General features: G+C 60.1%; 18 protein-coding genes and 1 tRNA gene. 6 read left to right on the top strand and 13 right to left on the bottom strand.

The genetic code is table 11. The features are described 5' to 3' along the window. Nucleotides 1-6 precede the first annotated feature (6 nt). The 6 genes from ACRXB1_RS01300 to ACRXB1_RS01275 all read right to left on the bottom strand — a co-directional run bounded on the left by ACRXB1_RS01300 (nt 7) and on the right by ACRXB1_RS01275 (nt 11,473). Nucleotides 7-3,450: an autotransporter outer membrane beta-barrel domain-containing protein gene (locus tag ACRXB1_RS01300; RefSeq protein WP_449490823.1), complete on the bottom strand. Its 3,444-nt coding sequence runs from the start codon at nt 3,448-3,450 to the stop codon at nt 7-9. A gap of 232 nt (nt 3,451-3,682) precedes the next feature. Continuing rightward, nucleotides 3,683-4,141 carry a CopD family protein gene (locus ACRXB1_RS01295; protein WP_061998942.1) on the bottom strand — a complete coding sequence of 153 codons (459 nt, stop codon included), beginning with the start codon at nt 4,139-4,141 and terminating at the stop codon, nt 3,683-3,685. A gap of 146 nt (nt 4,142-4,287) precedes the next feature. Beyond that, entirely contained in the window at nt 4,288-6,600 is a 2,313-nt protein-coding gene (gene parC / locus ACRXB1_RS01290; protein WP_449490822.1) for a DNA topoisomerase IV subunit A, read from the bottom strand. 57 nt (nt 6,601-6,657) lie between these two features. Beyond that, the gene (locus ACRXB1_RS01285) at nt 6,658-8,673 is read right to left on the bottom strand and encodes a DNA topoisomerase IV subunit B (protein ID WP_375508955.1); all 2,016 of its coding nucleotides are present in this window, start codon (nt 8,671-8,673) and stop codon (nt 6,658-6,660) included. Between the two features lie 265 nt (nt 8,674-8,938). Next, entirely contained in the window at nt 8,939-10,876 is a 1,938-nt protein-coding gene (locus ACRXB1_RS01280) for an ATP-binding cassette domain-containing protein (protein ID WP_061998940.1), read from the bottom strand. 192 nt (nt 10,877-11,068) lie between these two features. Further along, a complete protein-coding gene (locus tag ACRXB1_RS01275; RefSeq protein WP_062000767.1) occupies nt 11,069-11,473 on the bottom strand; it encodes a DUF4399 domain-containing protein in 405 nt (134 codons plus the stop codon). Nucleotides 11,474-11,830: 357 nt separating this feature from the next. Here ACRXB1_RS01275 and ACRXB1_RS01270 point away from each other — a divergent pair, with 357 nt between their 5' ends. Beyond that, the gene (locus tag ACRXB1_RS01270) at nt 11,831-12,013 is read left to right on the top strand and encodes a rubredoxin (RefSeq protein ID WP_062000766.1); all 183 of its coding nucleotides are present in this window, start codon (nt 11,831-11,833) and stop codon (nt 12,011-12,013) included. 19 nt (nt 12,014-12,032) lie between these two features. On the opposite strand, the gene ACRXB1_RS01265 is transcribed toward ACRXB1_RS01270, so the two are convergent. Then, on the bottom strand, nt 12,033-12,767 hold the full coding sequence (locus ACRXB1_RS01265; RefSeq protein ID WP_449490821.1) for a class I SAM-dependent methyltransferase: 735 nt from the start codon (nt 12,765-12,767) through the stop codon (nt 12,033-12,035). 23 nt (nt 12,768-12,790) lie between these two features. After that, nucleotides 12,791-13,594, bottom strand: a complete 804-nt coding sequence (locus ACRXB1_RS01260) for a bestrophin-like domain (RefSeq protein ID WP_075359567.1) — start codon at nt 13,592-13,594, stop codon at nt 12,791-12,793. Between the two features lie 132 nt (nt 13,595-13,726). Here ACRXB1_RS01260 and ACRXB1_RS01255 point away from each other — a divergent pair, with 132 nt between their 5' ends. From ACRXB1_RS01255 to ACRXB1_RS01245, 3 genes are all read left to right on the top strand, one after another. Continuing rightward, nucleotides 13,727-14,029 (top strand): hypothetical protein, encoded by a 303-nt coding sequence (locus ACRXB1_RS01255; protein ID WP_174365167.1) that lies wholly within the window; start codon nt 13,727-13,729, stop codon nt 14,027-14,029. Between the two features lie 238 nt (nt 14,030-14,267). Beyond that, nucleotides 14,268-14,342, top strand: a tRNA-Arg gene (locus tag ACRXB1_RS01250). Between the two features lie 137 nt (nt 14,343-14,479). After that, nucleotides 14,480-16,606, top strand: a complete 2,127-nt coding sequence (locus ACRXB1_RS01245) for a type VI secretion system Vgr family protein (protein WP_449490820.1) — start codon at nt 14,480-14,482, stop codon at nt 16,604-16,606. A gap of 163 nt (nt 16,607-16,769) precedes the next feature. Here ACRXB1_RS01245 and ACRXB1_RS01240 read toward each other — a convergent pair whose 3' ends face one another. From ACRXB1_RS01240 to ACRXB1_RS01225, 4 genes are all read right to left on the bottom strand, one after another. Further along, nucleotides 16,770-16,940, bottom strand: a complete 171-nt coding sequence (locus tag ACRXB1_RS01240; protein WP_449490819.1) for a hypothetical protein — start codon at nt 16,938-16,940, stop codon at nt 16,770-16,772. Between the two features lie 81 nt (nt 16,941-17,021). Beyond that, nucleotides 17,022-17,183 (bottom strand): hypothetical protein, encoded by a 162-nt coding sequence (locus ACRXB1_RS01235; protein ID WP_155524180.1) that lies wholly within the window; start codon nt 17,181-17,183, stop codon nt 17,022-17,024. A gap of 39 nt (nt 17,184-17,222) precedes the next feature. Continuing rightward, nucleotides 17,223-17,426, bottom strand: a complete 204-nt coding sequence (locus tag ACRXB1_RS01230) for a hypothetical protein (protein ID WP_061998936.1) — start codon at nt 17,424-17,426, stop codon at nt 17,223-17,225. A 61-nt stretch (nt 17,427-17,487) separates the two neighbouring features. Then, on the bottom strand, nt 17,488-17,709 hold the full coding sequence (locus tag ACRXB1_RS01225) for a hypothetical protein (protein WP_449490818.1): 222 nt from the start codon (nt 17,707-17,709) through the stop codon (nt 17,488-17,490). 164 nt (nt 17,710-17,873) lie between these two features. On the opposite strand from ACRXB1_RS01225, the gene ACRXB1_RS01220 reads away from it, so the two are divergent. Both ACRXB1_RS01220 and ACRXB1_RS01215 read left to right on the top strand, forming a co-directional pair. Next, nucleotides 17,874-18,272: a DUF1090 family protein gene (locus tag ACRXB1_RS01220; protein WP_075359570.1), complete on the top strand. Its 399-nt coding sequence runs from the start codon at nt 17,874-17,876 to the stop codon at nt 18,270-18,272. An 83-nt stretch (nt 18,273-18,355) separates the two neighbouring features. Continuing rightward, complete coding sequence (locus ACRXB1_RS01215; protein WP_449490817.1) at nt 18,356-18,649, top strand: hypothetical protein; 294 nt, start codon at nt 18,356-18,358, stop codon at nt 18,647-18,649. A gap of 74 nt (nt 18,650-18,723) precedes the next feature. Here ACRXB1_RS01215 and ACRXB1_RS01210 read toward each other — a convergent pair whose 3' ends face one another. Next, a complete protein-coding gene (locus ACRXB1_RS01210; RefSeq protein WP_174364437.1) occupies nt 18,724-19,446 on the bottom strand; it encodes a TetR/AcrR family transcriptional regulator in 723 nt (240 codons plus the stop codon). Nucleotides 19,447-19,795 lie beyond the last annotated feature (349 nt).

The raw sequence follows: 19,795 nt of genomic DNA, 5'->3' as shown, positions 1-19,795 counted from the left end.
GGCGCTTCACCAGCGGTAGTCGAATTCCGCGCTTCCTGCATGCGCATGTCCACCGCCGCCGAACTCACCGTTGTAGCGCAAACCGGCGTGCACTTGCCGGCCTAAAGCAATGCGCACGCCGGCTCCGGCTTGCATCGCGTCTCGTGCCGGGCCGCTGCCGTGCACGATGAAAGCGCTGTTCTCCGCGCCTTCGAAACTCGCGCTCACCGCTTGAGTCAGGGCGCCGTATTGATGAACCCACGCTAGGTCGCCGTTCAAACTCCATGCACGGCCGAAGAACTCGAACTGATTGCGCCAGCGCGCGCCCAATGAAGTTCGTATCGAGTTTGCAGCGTTCGCCGATACAGCAAGGTTCACCGAATCGGCGCCGCTTTCGCTGAAGGCCGGCGTCTCCTCGTGCTGCATTTCAAGCGATACGAACGGCGACAGCACACCGATTTTTCCCATCGATACATCCACGCCATTGCTGAGCGTGGCAAAGTACTGGTTGCCATCGACGCTGCCGAGCGCGGTGCGCGGGGTATCGGTGAAAAAGATCGAACGCTTCATGTCGTCGCTGTTGCGCGCATAACCCAACGATGCCTGCAGCCAGTACGCGCCCGGCATGTAAGTGCCGTAGAGCGCGGCTTGATACGTATCGAACTGGCCGTGAACGGGCAACGTGCTGGTCGATGTATTGCCGTGCATGGCGGCGAGCGCCGCGCCAAGGGTGACCTTCGGCATGATCCGGTAATCGATGCCCGATATCACGCCGCCAGCACTCGTTTGCTGGCCGAGCCAGGTATCGTAGCCACCGAGCTTGCCGGTGCTGCCGAGAACGCTGATCCATGAACACGCTCGCCCGTTGTTGACCAACGACGGCAAGGCTTCGTCCGCAGCGCATTCGCCGGAGAAACGTGCGGCGTTCAGCCTGTTACCGATAGCGTCCATGCCGAGCCGCGCTGCTTCGAAGTGCGCATTCGAAAACGCGGCGTACGCTTCCGCGCTCAACTGGTCGAGCGCCGCATACGCCGATGAACCTTCAAGGCTCAGCAGATCGCCCGCAATCGACAGGAAATCGCGCGTTGGAGACCCGCCCGCCGCAATGCCCGCAACGCCATGATCGAGCGCCGCTTCGACGGCGATCTGGTTCGGCGTTCCGCCCGCAAACTGGAAGCCGCGCTGCACGTGGATGTATGCGTTGTGGGAATCGTAGGAAAGAGATGCCGAGACGAACGGATTGAGCGTCTCCATGCCGCTGAACACGCCCGTCAGACCGGCTGTCGTGCTCAGGATCGTGTAGGTGTCGGTCGGCGCGAAGGACGCTGAGCGCAGACGGACGCGTACGATACCGCCTTGCAACTCTGCCGTTCCATCGACGGCGATCAGGTCGTTTCCTTGCGGCGTAATATCGGCTTCGTAACCGCTTCCGGGCGTCTGCGTGTATGAGCCAGTGACCGAAAGCGTGCCTGTCGACAGGGGCTGAAGCCCCGGAATTGCGGCGGTGGCCGGCATGCCCGGTGCGATGACGCCTTGCATCGAAAGCGCGCCTTTTAGCGTGCCCGTGCCGTTGAGCGTCGCATCGGGCGCGACGGTGATTGCAGGACTCGCCAAAATGCCGGTCAATGTCAGCTCGCCGTTGCGGATCGTGCTTACCGATGTTATCGACACCGGACCTGACACGGTCCAGCCCGCGTCCTGGATCGTCAGTGTCGAGAAGCCCGACGTCCGGCTGGACAAGGTACCCGCGCCATTCAACGTCAACGCATTCGATGAACCAGGGCCGCCATCGAGATCGCCGTTTATGTCACTGCCGCTGCTTAACAGCAAGCGGTTGTTCGATCCCGTAAAACGCACCGCCGCGGCCTGCCCGCTGATCGCTCCCACGTTGACGATCGACACGTTCGAGCCGGCGAGAACGGCGACGCCCGTTGCGCTGCTGATCGATGCGCCCTGCTCGTTCGTCAGGCTTGCAACGCCGCCGGGGGCATCGACGGAAACGCCCGTTCCGTTCACACCCTGCGCCGCGATGGACCCGGCGTTCTCGATGCAAACGTGAGTCCCGGTCGACGCCGAAACACCGTTGCTGCCTTTGATCGAGGCGCCTCGGTAGTTCGCAAGGCTCGCGGAACCCGTCGATGCGTCAATCACGACGCCGGTTCCACCGACCTCACTGCCCGCAATCGATCCCGCGTTGATGATCGAAACGCTCGCGCCCGCCTGAACCGACGCCTTGACCGCGTCACCAGCTGTGCTCGTGATCGATCCACCCTGCTCATTCGTCAGGCTCGCAGCGCCCGTGGGTAGGACGATCGAAACCCCAATCCCCTGCGCCCCATGCGACGCAATGGAACCCGAGTTCTGCACGCTCGTGGCGTCGCCTGTCGCGAGCACGGCGGCTTCTCCGTTGGCGCTGCTCGAAATTGAACCGCGATTGACCACCCGGCTGTTTTCATTCACCGATACCGCGTTCCCCGAGCTTGCCTGAACCGATCCGCCAGGCAACACATCGATGGCGACGCCGGTCACGCCGGGCTGCGCAATGAGACTTCCGTTCAACTGCCCTGCCACGGAAACGGTCCCACCGCCAATGAGCCACATCTGCGTAACGCCATTCGCGCCGGTCAAGGTCCACGTGCCTGAATCATCCTTGCGCAAGACTTCAAAGCCGCGATACTGCGCCGATGCACCCAGGCCGGAGATATCGAAGCTGCCATCGCTCGTGCCGCCGAGAATCAGCGTATTCGTTCCCGCGCCGCCATCGGCTACACCGACCAATATCGCCGTACCCGTCAAGCGCAGCGTATCGTCGTCCGGCCCAAAGAGAATCGCCGTTCCGCCTTTGCCGTTGATGCTGCCGCTGTTCGAAACGAAGCTCCCTGTGCCGGTTGCGCCGGCGCTCAGATCGATGGCCGTGCCGTTTAGCGAAACGATCGAGCCGTCGTTGAGAACCGTCGTGGCGGAATTGGCGAGAATGGCGGGACCTTGCCCAACGATGCTTCCCGTAGCGGAATTTGTCACGGTGCCGCCGCTTGGCAAGTGAACGCCCGCGTGCGTGGCCGACAGGTCCTCCGAGCCGCTGATCGTGCCGGCATTGGTGACGGTGCTGGTCGATCGGTTTGCGAAGACTGCATCAAACTGACCGATGATCGACGCGCCGGCTGCGTTGACCACATTACCGCCGCTGTACAACGCCATTGCGGTGGTGGTGTTGCTGCGCGTCGAGCCGTTATTCAGGATCGATGCGGAGCTGTCGAATTCAAGGGCAAAATAGCTGCCAATGACGACCCCGTTATTCGCCAGTGTCCACGTTATCGTGCTGTCCGACTTTCCGTATATGGCGACGCCGCCTTGTACGGTTGTATCGATAATGGCATTCGAAACAACGGTGAACGGATTGTCAGCGGGATTGAGCGCGTAGCCGATGTTTGAACTGGCCAGATCAGTGGCATTCGCGGTGTCGACTGTCAAATTGGCGAATGCCAGTATTGTTATTGGCAGACCGATCCAGCGATGCTCTTTTTTTACCCAGGATACCGAATCACCGCGCGGTCTCTTTGACCTTTTCGAAGCGCTCATCACCCATTTCCAAATCGAATCGACTCAGCACTTTAGACTGTCGAGAACGCGTTGGCGATGAGCAATGGGGCCTTCAAACAAGGAGCGAAATGCTGCGATCTTTTATTTTGGATTTGTCGGTGAACTACATTCCACGCGATAAAACCGCCGTACCGACAGTCACGACGCCCAGCACAATATTGATCAGCACGAGACGGCGAATGGTGCCGACAGAACGCGCGCCATCGGGCCAGTTCTGCGATTGAACCGCGCGCCGAATCCTCGGGAACACGCTGAAACGAATATGCCCGAAAATCAGCATCATCACAATGCCGATGCCGGCCATTGCATGCAGCGGCCAGGGCGCATGACCACCGCCAAACTGGGTCAACAGAAAACCTCCGGTCAGCAAGATCACGAGCACCGACGCCGCGACCCAATTAAAAAACCGGGCAAACACGGATTCCCATAAAGGCAGACGCAATTGCGGCGATAAATCCGCGATGGCCGGCCGCAGGCAAAAATGCGCAAAAATCATTCCGCCAATCCAGACCGCGATTCCCAATAGATGCAGGAACAGCGCCACTTCAATCGCCTTGTTCATCTGTGTTCCCAATTGCAGGTGAAGCCGTCGCTGAATGCGACATTCGGGCATTCGACTCGCCTGAATGAAACCAGTTCAAGTATTTTTCAAGATAAAGAAATGCCTCGGGCGGACGGGCCCGAGGCATCTGAGAATCACGCCGGCTCTCAGCCTTCGAGGACCGGACGCAAATCAGTCACCTTGATGGTCACATCCGGCGCACGGCCCTTGCGCGCACGCTTGCCGACATAAGCCTCCAGCGCCGCCCATGTGAGCTTTTCGTCGCGCACCTTGCCGCCGCGTCCCGCGCCGGTGAGCACGAGACCACGCTTGTCGATGGTCAACGCCTGCCGCAACGTCTCCTTCGGTTCAAGCGCGACGAGGATCACGCCGCGCCCGCCGCCCGAGAGCGTCTTCATTTCATCCATACCGAACACCAGCAGGCGCCCGTTGCTCGTCAAGCACGCGACATGCGTGGCGCCGGCCAGCACCGGCATGGGCGTCAACGGAAGCGCGCCTTCGTCGATCGTCATGAACGACTTGCCCGCCTTCACGCGGCTGACCATATCGCCGAGCTTGGCCATGAAGCCAAAGCCGTTACTCGATGCCAGCAACAACGGTTGCTCCACCGCCGCCGCAAAGTAATGCAGCAGATGGGTTCCCGATTCCAGTTCGATCAACGACGTCACCGGCACACCATCACCACGCCCACCCGGCAACATGGCGACCGGCACGGAATACACGCGCCCGTTGCTGCCCCATGCGATCAGGATATCCGGCGTGCGCGCGAGGAACGTGCCGTAGATGCCATCTCCCGCCTTGAACTGGAAGGTCGCGGGATCGAGTCCATGCCCCTTCAAGGCACGCACCCAGCCCTTCTGCGATACAACCACCGTCACAGGATCGTCGACCACGCGCGCTTCGAATGTGGCGCGCTTTTCGGCCTGGATCAGCGTGCGGCGTTCGTCGCCATACGTCTTGGCATCGCCTTCGATTTCCTTGATCAGCAGGCGCTTCATGGCGGCGTCGCTATTCAGCAGTTCTTCGAGCTTTTCCTTTTCGCTGCGCAGATCCTTCAATTCCTGCTCGATCTTGATCGCCTCGAGGCGTGCAAGCTGACGCAAACGAATTTCGAGAATGTCGTCGGCCTGGCGCTCGCTCAGCTTGAAACGCTCCATGAGCGCTTCTTTGGGATCGTCGGCTTCACGAATGACGCGGATCACTTCGTCGATATTCAGGAAGACGATCATCCGCCCTTCGAGAATATGGATGCGGTCGTTCACCTTGCCCAGCCGATGCTGCGTGCGCCGCGTGACCGTCGTGAAGCGGAACCCGACCCACTCGTGCAGGATCTCGCGCAGACCTTTCTGACGCGGCCGGCCGTCGGCGCTGATCATGACCAGATTGATGGACGAGTTCGATTCCAGGCTCGTATGCGCGAGCAGCGAATGCACGAACTCCGTCTGGTCGATACGGCTCGACTTCGGCTCGAACACAAGCCTCACGGGCGCGTCGCGGCCGGATTCGTCGCGCACCGTATCGAGCAGCGCAAGCATGGTCTGTTTCGTCTGCAACTGATCGGGGCTGAGCGCCTTCTTGCCGAGCTTGATTTTCGGGTTCGTCAGTTCCTCGATTTCCTCGAGCACCTTCTGGCCCGACGTGCTCGGCGGCAACTCGGTAATCACGAGTTGCCACTGACCACGCGCCATGTCCTCGATCTTCCAGCGCGCCCGCACTTTCAGGCTTCCGCGGCCGTTTTCATAAGCCGCTGCAATCTCCGCCGGGCTGGAAATGATCTGCCCGCCGCCCGGAAAGTCCGGTCCGGGAATCATCTCCATCAACTCGGCGTGTTCGATCTTCGGATTGCGGATCATCGCGACCGCGGCGGCGGCGACTTCACGCAAGTTGTGCGACGGGATTTCAGTGGCAAGACCCACCGCGATCCCCGATGCGCCATTCAACAGCGCGAACGGCAGACGCGCGGGCAGGAGCTTCGGCTCCTGGAACGAACCGTCGTAGTTCGGCATGAAATCGACGGTGCCCATGTCGATTTCATCGAGCAGCAACTTGGCGATCGGCGTGAGGCGCGCTTCCGTGTAGCGCATGGCCGCCGCGCCGTCTCCGTCGCGTGAACCGAAGTTGCCCTGGCCATCGATCAGCGGGTACCGCATCGAAAAAGCCTGCGCGAGGCGCACCAGCGCGTCGTACGCCGACTGGTCGCCGTGCGGATGATATTTACCCAGCACGTCGCCCACCACACGCGCCGATTTCACCGGCTTGGCCGTATTCGCCAGGCCCATCTCGTTCATGGCGAACAGGATGCGGCGTTGCACGGGCTTCTGGCCGTCGCTGACATCGGGCAACGCACGGCCTTTGACCACGCTCACCGCGTAGTCGAGATACGCGCGCTCGGCGTAGTCGCCAAGCGTCAGTTTTTCGCCATCGGGCGCGGCTTCTTGTTCCGCGAAGAGATCGTCCATCAAATTTCCAGTGTTATGCGTTGACGAGGTTCAAGGTCAGGCTTGGCAGCGCTCGGGTCAGATATCCGCTTCGACTTCGTTGCCCTTCTCTTCCAGCCAGCTACGCCGCGACGCCGCTTCGCCCTTGCCCATCAGCATGGTCATGCGCGTGACCGTGTTGTCAAAACCGAGTTCGCCGAGCTGAACCGGCAGCAAGCGGCGCGTGTCGGGATTCATGGTCGTGTCCCAGAGTTGCTCCGCGCTCATTTCGCCCAGGCCTTTGAAACGGCTGATCGACCATTGCGTCTCGCGCACGCCGTCCTTCCTCAGTTTGTCGAGGATGGCTTCGAGTTCGCCTTCATCCAGGGCATAAAGCTTTTGCGCCGGCTTCTTGCCGCGAGCGGGTGCATCGACCCGAAACAGCGGCGGCCGCGCAATACACACATTGCCCTGCTCGATCAGTTGCGGGAAGTGCTTGAAGAACAGCGTGAGCAGCAGGACCTGGATGTGCGCGCCATCCACGTCCGCATCCGACAGGATGCAGATCTTGCCGTAACGCAGGTTCGAGAGATCGGCCTTGCTGTCGAGGCTGTCCGGACCATGCGGGTCCACGCCGATCGCCACCGCGATGTCATGCACTTCGTTGTTAGCGAAGAGCCTGTCGCGCTCGGTTTCCCACGTGTTCAGCACCTTGCCGCGCAGCGGCAGGATGGCCTGGAATTCCTTATCGCGGCCCATCTTCGCAGAACCGCCCGCCGAATCGCCCTCGACGAGGAACAATTCGTTGCGCGATACATCCGTCGATTCACAATCGGTCAGCTTGCCGGGCAGCACCGCCACGCCCGAGCTCTTGCGCTTTTCGATCTTCTGCCCGGCGCGCGTGCGCGCCTGTGCCTGCCGGATCACCAGTTCCGCGAGTTTCTTGCCGTACTCCACATGCTGGTTCAACCACAGTTCGAGCGCGGGCCGCGTGAACGACGACACGAGTTTCACCGCGTCGCGGCTATTGAGGCGTTCCTTGATCTGGCCTTGGAACTGCGGGTCGAGCACCTTCGCCGACAACACGAACGACACCCGCGCGAACACATCTTCCGCGAGCAGCTTGACACCCTTTGGCTGCAGGTTGTGCAACTCGACAAAACTTTTAACCGCCTGGAACAAGCCGTCGCGCAAGCCGGATTCGTGCGTGCCGCCTGCGGGCGTCGGGATCAGGTTGACGTACGACTCGCGCAGCAACGGACCTTCTTCGCTCCACGCGACGACCCAACTCGCGCCCTCACCTTCGGCGAAGGTTTCTTCGCTCGACTTGGCATTCCCCGCGAAGCGTTCGCCTTCGAACAACGGAATCAGCAGGTCGCTGCCGCCCATGCCTTCGAGCAGGTAACCGCGCAGTCCATCCTCATATTTCCAGGTCTGGCGCTCGCCGGTCTTTTCGTTGATGAGCGTGACTTCCACGCCCGGCAACAACACGGCCTTCGAGCGTAGCAGGCGTTGCAACTCGCCCACGGGCAAATTCGGCGAATCGAAATACTTGGGGTTGGCCCAGGCGGTGACGCGCGTGCCAGATTTTTTCTCGCCGCGATTCATCGCGCGTGTTTCGAGCGGCTTGACCACATCGCCATTCGCGAAACCGAGATCTGCCACCTTGCCATCGCGCCAGACGGTCACGTCCAGCCGCGTGGAAAGCGCGTTCGTTACCGATACACCCACGCCATGCAGGCCGCCCGAGAACGTGTAGGCGCCACCGGCGGCTTTATCGAACTTGCCGCCCGCATGCAGGCGCGTGAACACGATCTCGACAACCGGCACGCCTTCCTCGGGATGCAGGCCGTAGGGAATCCCGCGCCCATCGTCTTCGACGGATACCGAATGGTCGGCATGCAGCGTCACCGTGATCTGCTTGCCGTAGCCGCCGAGCGCCTCGTCCGAAGCGTTATCGATGACTTCCTGGATGATGTGCAGCGGATTTTCCGTGCGGGTGTACATGCCGGGCCGTTGCTTGACCGGCTCGAGCCCCTTCAGCACCTTGATGGATGCTTCGCTGTATCCGCTGTTCTTGCCGCCGTCGGCGGCGCTGGGTTTTTTCGTGGACATGTCTGGACGGTGGTCCGGCGGTCCGTGCAGGACCACCGGCGAATGCGTGAACAGTACGGGCCGATCCGGTGCGGGCTTGCCGCACGTGTCCGGCCCGCGCCGATTTGAGCGTCAATAACTTGAAACCGCGACGGCGAACGCCGACTGGCAGCCAAACTGTGGCCCCAGAGCCAGCGCACCCGAAAACGCGACGTATTTTACTGATTTCGACAAATATTTCGATATGACGAACGATGTCGCGAAACACGCAGGTCCGCAGACCGGCCTACTTCCGCTTTGCTTCCAGTTCTTCCCAGCGTTCGAGCGCGACAAGCAATGCTTCATCGATAGCCGCGTGCCGCTCGCTCAACCGCGCTCCCTCTTTCGGATCCTTGGCAAAAACCGAACCGTCTGCGAGCTTCGCCGCGATGGACTTTTGCTCCGTTTCGAGCGCCGCGATCTGCGCGGGCAACGCTTCGAGTTCACGGACTTCCTTGTACGGCAGCTTGTTGGAGCGTTGCGAGTTGCGTCCTGCGCCGCTGTCCTTCGGGCCGTCGTCCTTCTTCGCTTGCTTGGCGGTGTCGCGTGCGGCGTCTGCCGCCATCTTCTCCGAGCGGTCGCTCTGGATCTGCCAGTCGGTAAAGCCGCCGACATACTCGCGCCACTTCCCGCCGCCTTCCGATGCAAACACCGACGTCACCACGTTATCCAGGAACTGGCGATCGTGACTCACGAGGAGAACCGTGCCGTCGTAGTCGGTGAGCAGTTCTTCCAGCAGTTCAAGCGTCTGGATATCCAGGTCGTTGGTCGGTTCGTCCAGCACCAGCACGTTTGCCGGCCGTGCAAACAGGCGCGCCAGCAACAGCCGGTTACGCTCGCCGCCGGAGAGCGACCGAACAGGCGAACGCGCGCGTTCGGGCGCAAACAGGAAGTCGCCGAGATAGCTCATCACGTGCTTCTTCACGCCGTTCACTTCGACCCATTCGCTGCCCGGGCTGATGGTGTCGGCGAGGGTTTTATCGAGGTCGAGCTGAGCGCGCATCTGGTCGAAATACGCGACCTGCGTGTTCGTGCCCGTGCGGACCGTGCCGCTGTCCGGCGCGAGTTCGCCCAGGATCATCTTGAGGAGCGTAGTCTTGCCTGCACCGTTCGGGCCGATAAAACCGAATTTGTCGCCGCGCATGACGGTGGCCGTGAAGTTGTCGACGATAGTGCGCTCACCATATTTCTTCGTGACATCCGTCAGTTCCGAAACGATCTTGCCCGAGCGTTCGCCTTGCCCCACGTCGAGCTTGACGTTGCCCTGCACGTTGCGGCGTTCGGCGCGCTCATTGCGCATCTCGACCAGCCGCGCGATTCGGCCGACGCTGCGCGTACGTCGCGCCTCCACGCCCTTGCGAATCCACACTTCTTCCTGTGCCAGCAGCTTGTCGAACTTGGCCGCTTCGACCTGTTCGATTTCAAGCTGCTGCGCCTTGCGCGTCTGGTACGCGGTGTAGTTACCCGGATACGAAAGCAGGCGCCCACGATCCAGATCGACAATACGCGTTGCAACCTTGTCCAGGAACGCCCGGTCGTGGGTGATGAACAGCAAGCCGGTACGCAGCGTGACCAGCAACTCTTCGAGCCAGCGAATCCCTTCGAAGTCGAGGTGGTTGGTCGGCTCGTCCAGCAGCAGGACGTCCGGCTGAACCACCAGAGCACGCGCAAGCGCAACGCGCTTTTTCATGCCGCCCGACAATGCGCCCGAGCGGACGTCGCCATCCAGGCCGATCTGCTGCAGCGTGGTCGCGACGCGGGTTTGCCAGTTCCAGGCATCGGTTGTATCGAGCGACGATTGAAGCGCGTTCATGCGCGACATCAGCGCGTCGTGCTCGGGACCTTCGTGCGGCGCATCGGCGAGCTGGTGCGCGACGGCGTCGTAGTCATCGAGCAACTGGCGCGCGTGCGACAGGCCCGACGCGACGACGTCGAACACCGACGCATCGAGGTCGAACTCCGGCTCCTGCGGCACATAGACGGTCGTAAGCTCGTTCTGGCGCGTGACCAGGCCGTCGTCCGGCTTCGCCAATCCGGCGATGATCTTCAGCAGCGACGACTTGCCCGCGCCGTTACGCCCGATAAGCCCGACGCGTTCGCCCGCTTCGAGTGAAAAGTCAGCGTGATCGAGCAACGCGACGTGGCCGAACGCGAGTTGCGCGTCGGAAATGGAATAAAGCGACATGGGAGGCAGCCGGAAAAGTGCAAATACTGGAAGGGGCCATTGTACCGGTCTTGACCGGTACGCCCGGACCCCTATGCCATCAGGCCTAATAAAGAGGCCTGCCTGGTTACAAATAAACGATTTGATTGCCGTGATTTTTGAGATTCGGACGGACATCGTCGCGACGTCCGCCTTGCTGCGCTTTCAACACGATTACTTCACGTGGATCTTGATCGTCTGGCTCATTTCCGGGCCGAACGACTGGTGAGCGCCGTCGCCGAATTGCAGCGTCAGCGTGTGGTCGCCGGGGGTCAGCTTTACGTCGGCTTCCGTCTGCGCCTTGCCGAAATGCAGCGACTTGTCGTTCGCCGGAATGACAAGGCCCTTCTGCATCGGTCCGGCATCGATCAACAGGTGATGGTGGCCCTTGTTCGGATCGAGATCGCCGGCCGGCGCGAGTCCCATGCCTTCCAGCCCGAATACCACGTGCACCGGGCTTGTGACGGTCGCACCGTCTTTCGGCTCCACGAAAAAGACACGCGCTTCGGCATGCGCCGCGGCGCTCACGAGGAACATGCTCGACAACACCAATCCCGACAACAGTTTCTTGAACGTCATTTTTTTGCTCCCAAGAAGAGTGCGGCTGCCGATGAACAATCCCGGCCGCCAAAACAGGCCTTGTGCAGCACGCGATGGCATCGCTCAAACCAGTTGGCAACAAGCCTTCGCGGAAGTGCACAAAATCCGCCCGGCAGAGGATACACCGACCGTGTGAAAGAGACGCAGGTCACTTGAGGTCCAGAGTGGTGGCGGCGAAACAGGTTTTATCGCGCGTCAAAACGCCCTTCTCCGGAAGCGGATTCGGACTTTCCGGTAACATGCGGTTCGCCGGCAACAACTGTGACAATTCGATCCGTCACTGTTGATCCGTACATAATTCGCTGTTTTTCGCTGAACGAGAAGAAAGAGTCTGTCGTGAGTGAAGTTTTAGAATATAAAAGCTGGGTTTGCCTGATTTGTGGATGGATTTACAACGAGGAAGATGGCTTGCCGGAAGATGGCATTGCAGCCGGAACCCGCTTCGCCGATATCCCGGATAGCTGGCGCTGCCCGCTGTGCGACGTGGGCAAGGAAGATTTCGTGGCGGTCGAGTTTTGAGCTGACCGCTCGGGGCTTTTTATCGCGCGATGACAATCAATTCGCGGCTGTCTGCCTTTACCGCCGTTTTGTCCCAGTCGCCAAACCACTCAAGCTTGCCGAAACCCGCCTGATCGAGCAGCGTGGCGAGCTCGTCCTGGCTGCGAAACCGTAGCGCGCTTTGCGATATCAGTTCGTTTCCCGATGCGCGAAACTTGTAGTGCGTCGTGAAGCGCACGACTGATTGCGGGCTTTCGGCGGCATCAGCAAGCCACACTTCTACCTCGCCAATTCCGTCCACCGCAATCTTTCTGCGTGAACTCGAGGGCGTCCATGCCTCCCAGGCGCGCACAGCCGGATTGCGGCTTTCGAAGGCCAGTCTGCCACCTGTACGCAACGCGTGCCGGGCGGCCCTGAGCGTTTCCAAAAAAACGCTGTCATCGATAAAAACCTGCGCCACATGGCCCGTCATCAAAACGAGATCGGCCGGGGGTAACACGGTGAGAGCACGGGCATCGCCTTCGATCCAGTCGACGCGGTCGGCGTGTGGCCGCTTGCGCGCGACCTTCAGCATGGCAGGCGCCGGATCGATGCCGATCACATGAGCGCCCTGCGCCGCCAGCTCCCATGTGAGCAAACCAGTACCGCAACCGATATCGATGACACGGTCCTTGCCTGCGGCAAGCGCAAGGTAGAAGGCAGTATCCGCCGCAGCGGGGTTCAGCGTGTCGTAAAGCGCGACCAGGCGTGGATCGGTGTAGAGCGTCGATGGCATGTCGAAAGGGTAGATGGCGGGCTTCAGCGGCTCAGGTACGAAAGCGCGTCGCGCATGGGTTGGCTAGGTACGATGATCGGTCCGGTAAACGGTGTGCCCAGGTCGAGGATAACAAGCACGGCCGACGCTATGGAGAGCGCGCCGAGTGTGATGATCACGAACGCCAGCGCGTTGCGCGGTGTGATCAGCCCGAAGCACAGGAAGATGACGAGCAGCCAGAAGACCAGGATTCGGTCGAACGGTGTCGATATCGACCCGCGCGCCTCCTCGACGATTTTCCATCGTTGCTGGACGAGGTTGTCGAACCGGAGCAGCGCCTCGTTATCCATCTTTTGATGGTACGGGTCACGCGGTTGCAGTTCGCGCACTTCGTGCTGCGCACGCTCGAGCAGCGTTCCCAGCTCTCGGCTGTCGAGGTGATCAGCGTTCGGATCAGGTGCGGGGAGTTTCGGAAAATAATCGCCTGGCGGCGGCGGTTCCTGCGCCCACGTCGATGCAATCGCAGCCGCCGTGTAGGTGCGCAGGAGCTGGCGCGGGGTATCGCCGTCGGGACCATACTGGCGCAGGCTGTTGTCGAGCTGGATCAGCGCGGTGGCGTAGCTGCGGATGTCGTTGTTGGTGGTATCGAACAGGGTTTTCGCCGATGCCGTCAGCAACCCCAGCACGAGCGCCGCGAACGTGACGAGCATGCCGATCACCAGCTTCAGCAGTTGCACGGTCTCGAACGCCTTGTGCTCTTCCGGCAACAGCGGGCGGATGAATACCCCGACGCCGGCCGACGCCAGCAGAAGGAAAAAAACGACCGAAGCGGTTTCCAATTCAGTCATGGGTTGTGTCTTGAGTAATGGCGATCATATTCGTCCAGAAACTACCCTATTGAGGAAATACCGGAAATTGACGCTATTACCAACTCGCACGATAATCGGCCGGTGTTTCGGAACACATTAACGAGAATGATTATGAAAATTACAACGCGTCTGATGGCGGTATTTATCCTGAGCGCCGGGGGTATTGCGTGCACGGTTTCGACTGCAAATGCCAGTACGGCCGCCGACAATATCCGGCTGAGCGCCACGCCGCTCGCGAACAGCGCCTACGGCAACGAATGCACGAACCGGTCGATCCGGCCGTTCGCCCGCTCGCAAGACAGCACGTTCTCCAATGACGCCTTGCGCGCTGGTCTGGAGTTGCTCAGGGGCATAGCCAGCGGCGGCTACCATTCCGGGCCGTCAAATGTTTGCGGCGAGAACTCTGCGTTGTAGGCACGGTTATTCGTTCGACGACGTTTGGCCGGCGAGATTTGCCAGACGCTCGAGCAAAAGGCTGAAAATTGATTGTTAAGCGCTTCCGGAGACGCGGGAAAGGCTGAATTTACCGGTTACAGCAACGCAGCCGCTGCCCTTCACCGTGACGCTCTTTGCTATACTCTGCCCGCTGCGTCGGCGCTTCATTTAGGAAGAAGCGGCTTGGCCGGACGTACGCCCCACCGCTCATATCCATCTCCCTGTAGTTCAATGGATAGAACAAGTGCCTCCTAAGCGCTAGATGCAGGTTCGATTCCTGCCAGGGGGACCAAAGAGCTTCTTCCAATACCCACGCAACCCGCGCGAACCTTGGCTACATAAGGAAATGCGCCGAATCTAGTCCGCCACAAAATCCGTACACCCCGCAAAGACAGGCCTTTCCCAAGTTGCCCGCTACGGAGAGCCAGATTGCGCGGCGCAAGCGCGGAACAAGACACGCACGCCCTCGCGGAACTGCATGGAAACTGCGTGAGTGAGTTTTTGAGCTGCAACCGTGCGCCTACCAATAAGGCGACGCGGTCAATGCCACGCTCCATTCAACCTTCTCAGATAAATCCGAATCTCACGGTAAACCCTCGTCTTGGCTTGCTCTCCTGCGCAACGTTGGCCGATGATTCACAACTTCGTCTTGGCCTTGTAATGACAAGAACGATTGTTCCAATTAAAGAATCGTCGGCGCCACTTGGTCACGATTCACCAGAAAGATTAAGGCTACAAATGCGGGAGATGCATCAGCTCGCCGGTGATTACCGATCGAATAAAGAAGGCATGACGGGGCGGCAGACGTATCACCTTGATGTGCCGAGCGCAGCGAACGCTAAAGATATCTCGGTGGTCTCTTATCGCGCCCGCGAGGGCATGGCTTTGCCTTACGAGATCACCATTGAGTTCACGCACAGTGAATTGCTCTCCCGCGTCGACTACCTCGGGCGCGACGGCCACTTTACGATCACTGCCGAAGACAGCGCGGAACCGCGTATCTATTGCGGCATTGTTGTGAGCTTCAGACGGATCAAGAAGACCCAAGGCGTCTTCTGCTACGCGATTGTCGTTGCGTCGCAGATGACGCGCCTGGCCCTTCTGCACAGGTGCCGCGTCTACCAGCATCAAAGCGGGCCGGAGATCATCGAATCGATTCTGCTGCGCGGTGAGTTCAAGGATCAGCAGTTTTCATTCAAGCTGCGCCGCGAATATCCCGTGCATGCCTTCCGCTTGCAGTACCAGATGTCGGACCTCGACTATATTCGCCTCTTGTGCGAGCAAGAAGGAATCTACTACTACATCGAGCAAGGGAAGCACGGTGACGTGATCGTGTTCGGTGACGATATCGAGCACTACGTTCGCACACCTGAGTTGAAGGTCCCGTATTGCGAGAATGCGGGGCCTGAGGCCCGCGCTGAAGCGGTCTTCGCACTTGAAGTGCATGCCGAAGTGGTGCCGCAATCGGTCATGGTCGCCGACTTCAATCCGCTGGTCGCATGGGAGCGCTTCAAGGACGAGGCAAACGTCGCAGTCAACGATACGACCACCTATGGCCAGCCGTACGTGTACGGCACGAACCACCTCAGCCAGGACGGTGCGCAGTGGGAAGCGCAGCTACGGCATGAAGCGGCGATTGCATGGCAGGTCCTTTATCATGGGCAAAGCACTGTGCTGGAGTTGAGACCGGGTCGTATCCTGCATATCGACGAACCGATTCCGGACGCGCCCGGCGGACAGGTAATCATCGAGGTGACACACTCGGGTGGCCGTGGCATGGCTTACAGCAATTCTTATGTAGCGATTCCGTCCGACCGGCGATTCCGCCTGAAAATAGACGAGACCAAGTGGCCAAAAATCCATGGTGCACTCAGTGCGCGCGTGCCGTCACCAAATAAGCATCCATATGCTTATCTCACGAAGGCCGGGCATTACCCCGTTCGGCTTGATCTTGATTTCGATGAATGGAATCCGGGCGGCGAAAGCGTGCCCTTGCGAATGGCCAAGCCGTTTGCCGGCGCGCTGCAAACGGGGTTCCACTTCCCGGTCCTCGACGGCACCGAAGTGGTCATCATGGCGCGCGATGGCGACCCGAACAAACTCTTCATCTCGCACTTTCACCACGACAGCATTCAGTCGGATTTGGTCCACAACCAGGATTGGTGGATGTCGCGCAACGTGATCCCTACGCAAAGCGACAACGAGGAAAGGAGCCCCGGCAACATTCTCGACGGCAAGCGGCAGGAGCGCGGTGAACCATTTGAACTGCGAACGTCCGCTTGCGGTTCGATCCGAAGCGGCAAAGGACTTTGCTTGTCCGCCGACGACCAGCTCAGGGCGATCGGCAAGCAACTGGATATGGAAGCTGCGCAAGAACTGATGAAGCAGGTCCTCCAGCAAAGCGAGGCATTGGCATCGGTAGTGAAGGCGGCGCAGGCGCTTACAGCGGACTGCGCGCGTCAGAAGGCGCTGCTTGACAACACGCTGAACCAGCTCAAGGGAGCAGGCATTCTTGTCAGCGCGTCCGCCGGTGGAGGTCTCGAGTCGGGGGGATAGTCGCAGCATCCTCACCACAATCCGTCCAGCCAGAGCCAAAGGCGAGGTTCGGACGGTAACGGTTTCGTGGTCGCCGACCGCCGAGCGAGCCAAAGCTGCGGCATCATCGCCAAACCTTCTAAGGTCTTGACGTCCGGATACGCTCTCTGGACTGTCAAAACCCCTACCGCGAATTCACCCAGAACTCGTCGTCGAGCGCTTCGAAGAAAAACGCTTCCAGCGCGTCTTCCGACAAATCATCGATGGTGATGCCGCGCAGGCTACACAGCAGATGGAGGGTCTCGTCGGCGGCAAGCACGAGGTTGCGAAACGCGGTCGCGGTGGGATTGGTCATGTCCATGACCCGGATAACGGCCGCGCAGCACATAACTTGAGAAAAAACGCGGGCATTCAACCGGTCGACTGCATCATGCGTTCAGGCATCGACCGCCAGCGCATTGAGAAAGAACTCGCCGAGTTCGTCGTCGGTAAGCGCTTCGAGCGCAATGCCGCGCAGGCGGCAGATCAGTTCGAGCGTCTCGCCGGCTGCCCGGATGAGGTCACGGGAAGCATCGGATGTGAAGTTTAAAGGTTCCATGCCAATACTAACGGCGCGCCTGACGCGAACTTAAGCCGTCTACTCGCGCTCGACCGGAAACCTTCGGTCGAGCTCACGCTTCGCCCACATCAGCGCTTCATTTTCCGCAACATTGCTGGTCGGCGCCATCTCGCCCGTATTCTTCTTGAGCGGCAGCGCGCCCGCCTGCACGGACCAGTCCCAACGGTCCCCACGCTTTTCGACGAACACGTCGATGACATGTTCATTGTGCAAATATTGCATGGCTTCTCCCGTTGGCAGGCCGCGATCCTAGCATGCGACGGGCGTATCCACCCGTGCCGCGCTAGGCCGCATGCTCACTGCACCAGTCAATGGCCCAGGCCCGCGCGCAAGCAATGGCGTCGCTGTCGTTATCGAATGCGTCTATGTCGCCTGACTCGTGCCGTTCCGGATGCCCGTGGCCCTTGGCCGGAGCCCTCGTGATGTGCGCCTGGGCGTAGTAAAGGCCGTCCTGATCGTGCCGCGACCGGCAATCGATATGAAAGCCCTCGTAATCGAAACGCATGAGCGTATTCCTCGTGAAAAAGTAGTCAGTCGGTGCAAACCGCGCAAAACTCATTCCGCGCGCAATCCACAACTCGCTAAAATACGCCGACCTCGCCTGCTCAGGATAACGGCGGGACACGCTTTTCGACCCAAAGCCCAATCTAGTCAGTTACGGATTCCGCCATGAAATTGTTCGTCGCCGTCGCGCTCAGCATGTGTTTGTCGGTTGCTCACGCCTCGGCGGAAACCGATGCATGCGACGCCCATCGCCAGAGCCTGGAACGACAGATGGCCATTGCGCTCAACCGGGACGACACGGCGCAACTCGACTCGCTGCAAGCGGCGCTCGATAAAACCAACGCCGAATGCACGCCGGAGGCCATCGAGCAACGCAGGTCCGGCGCGCTCAAGCGCCACAATGACGCCATCGCGCAGGCCAGGAACACGCTGCGCGCGTGGGAGGGCGAATTGGCGCGGGCGGAAAAGAAAGGCACGGACCAGCTCAACATCAACGCGTGGCAACGCAAGGTGAACCGGGCGCGTGCGGATCTGGACCGCGCAATTGCGAGACCCATCCAGTAAGGAACCAGACAGGCCACGGCCCCAAGGGTTTGTACCGACCGGCGGACACCTAAAGTTTCAATGAATGCAGCCGTTGAGCACTGATGAACCTTATGACCGACATCAAGCCTCAGGGCGCATTTTCCGCAATGCTGGCGGATCAGGAGTTGTCGCACCTCGAGCTGGTGCTGCGGCGTTCACTCATCGACGACGCGCTGAGTCCGATTCTCCCGCCAGCCTACTGGCGGGAACGCCTGGCATTGGTGGCACGGGCATCGCACTTGTCGCATACGCAGATCCAGACCGTTCACCGGCTGTATCTACAGATCGATGCGTACGAGGCGACCCACCGGACGATGCTCGAAGCGCCCGACGTGACGCCTGGTTCCGTCGAATAATCAGCCTTGCATGTGAATGCGGGCCACGCGATTGAAAGCGAGTAACCGGAGATGCCGGTTCGGACCTGCCGCTTTCAGCGCGCCATGAACCGCAAGATCGTATCGACGATCATCGCCCGATGGCGCACGCGCAATCGCGGACCGGCGGGATCGCGTCCGAACGCCATGGCGAACGTATGCCGGTTCGAGACGCGATAAAAACACAGCGAGCTGATCATCAGATGCAGATCGACGGGTTCGACATCGTCGCGAAACACCTTTGCCGCGATACCCCGGCCAATGAGATTGCTGATGGTCTTCACCACACTCGAATTGCGTGCCTTGAAGGCTTTCAGATGCTCGGCATGCGTGCCGCCACTGATGTTTTCACCGGCGATGAGCTGGACGAAGTCACGTTGTGTATCGTGGAAATCGAATGTGAATTCGACGAGCCGGCACAGGCCTTCACGCGGCTCCATGGCTTCAAGACGCAACGCTTGTTCGAGCGCCCGGATCTTCCCGTACGCTTCGTCGATCACCGCTTCGTACAGCCCTTCCTTGCTGCCAAAGTAGTAGTACAGCATGCGCTTCGTGGTGCTCGTGCGCTCGGCAATGGCGTCGACGCGTGCTCCGCTCAAACCCATTGCGGCGAATTCGGCGGTCGCGATTTCAATGATGTTGCGTTTGGTTTGTTCCGGATCGTATTTCCGTTTCACTTCGTGCCGGTCAAGTACCGGTACGGACACCGAACGATTTTTGCGAGGCTCCGAGCGGAATTTCGAACGAACCGGCGCTGTTACTTTACTTGCTTTTTTCATCATCTACTTGTGCAGAGCGCCTCTAGGTGAAACGAGTTTAGCATGGGTTTTCAAGGGCCTTTCGCGCAAAATCCAATCTTGCGCTGCGTCTCGCGGGTCCATCGGCAAAGCTTGCCGGGTGCTCTTTGGCTATACTTCCCCACCCGCTCGCAGGTCTCGACGTGGCCCCCAATACAAGGATTTGCATGACTCATCGACACGCCGTTACACGCGTAAATTTTGCGCTGATCGCATGCGTCGTTGCTTGCGGTCTCCCGCTCACCGCGCACGCGCAGAAGCAAACGGTGCAGCCTTCGACTGCGCAGGCGTTGCCCCCAGGCCATCCGGCCGTGCAGCAGCCGTCGCCGCA

This window comes from Caballeronia sp. M23-90 (genome assembly GCF_053574605.1).
The sequence above is the reverse complement of the archived record's forward strand: the minus strand, read 5'-3'. Positions and strand labels throughout refer to the sequence as shown.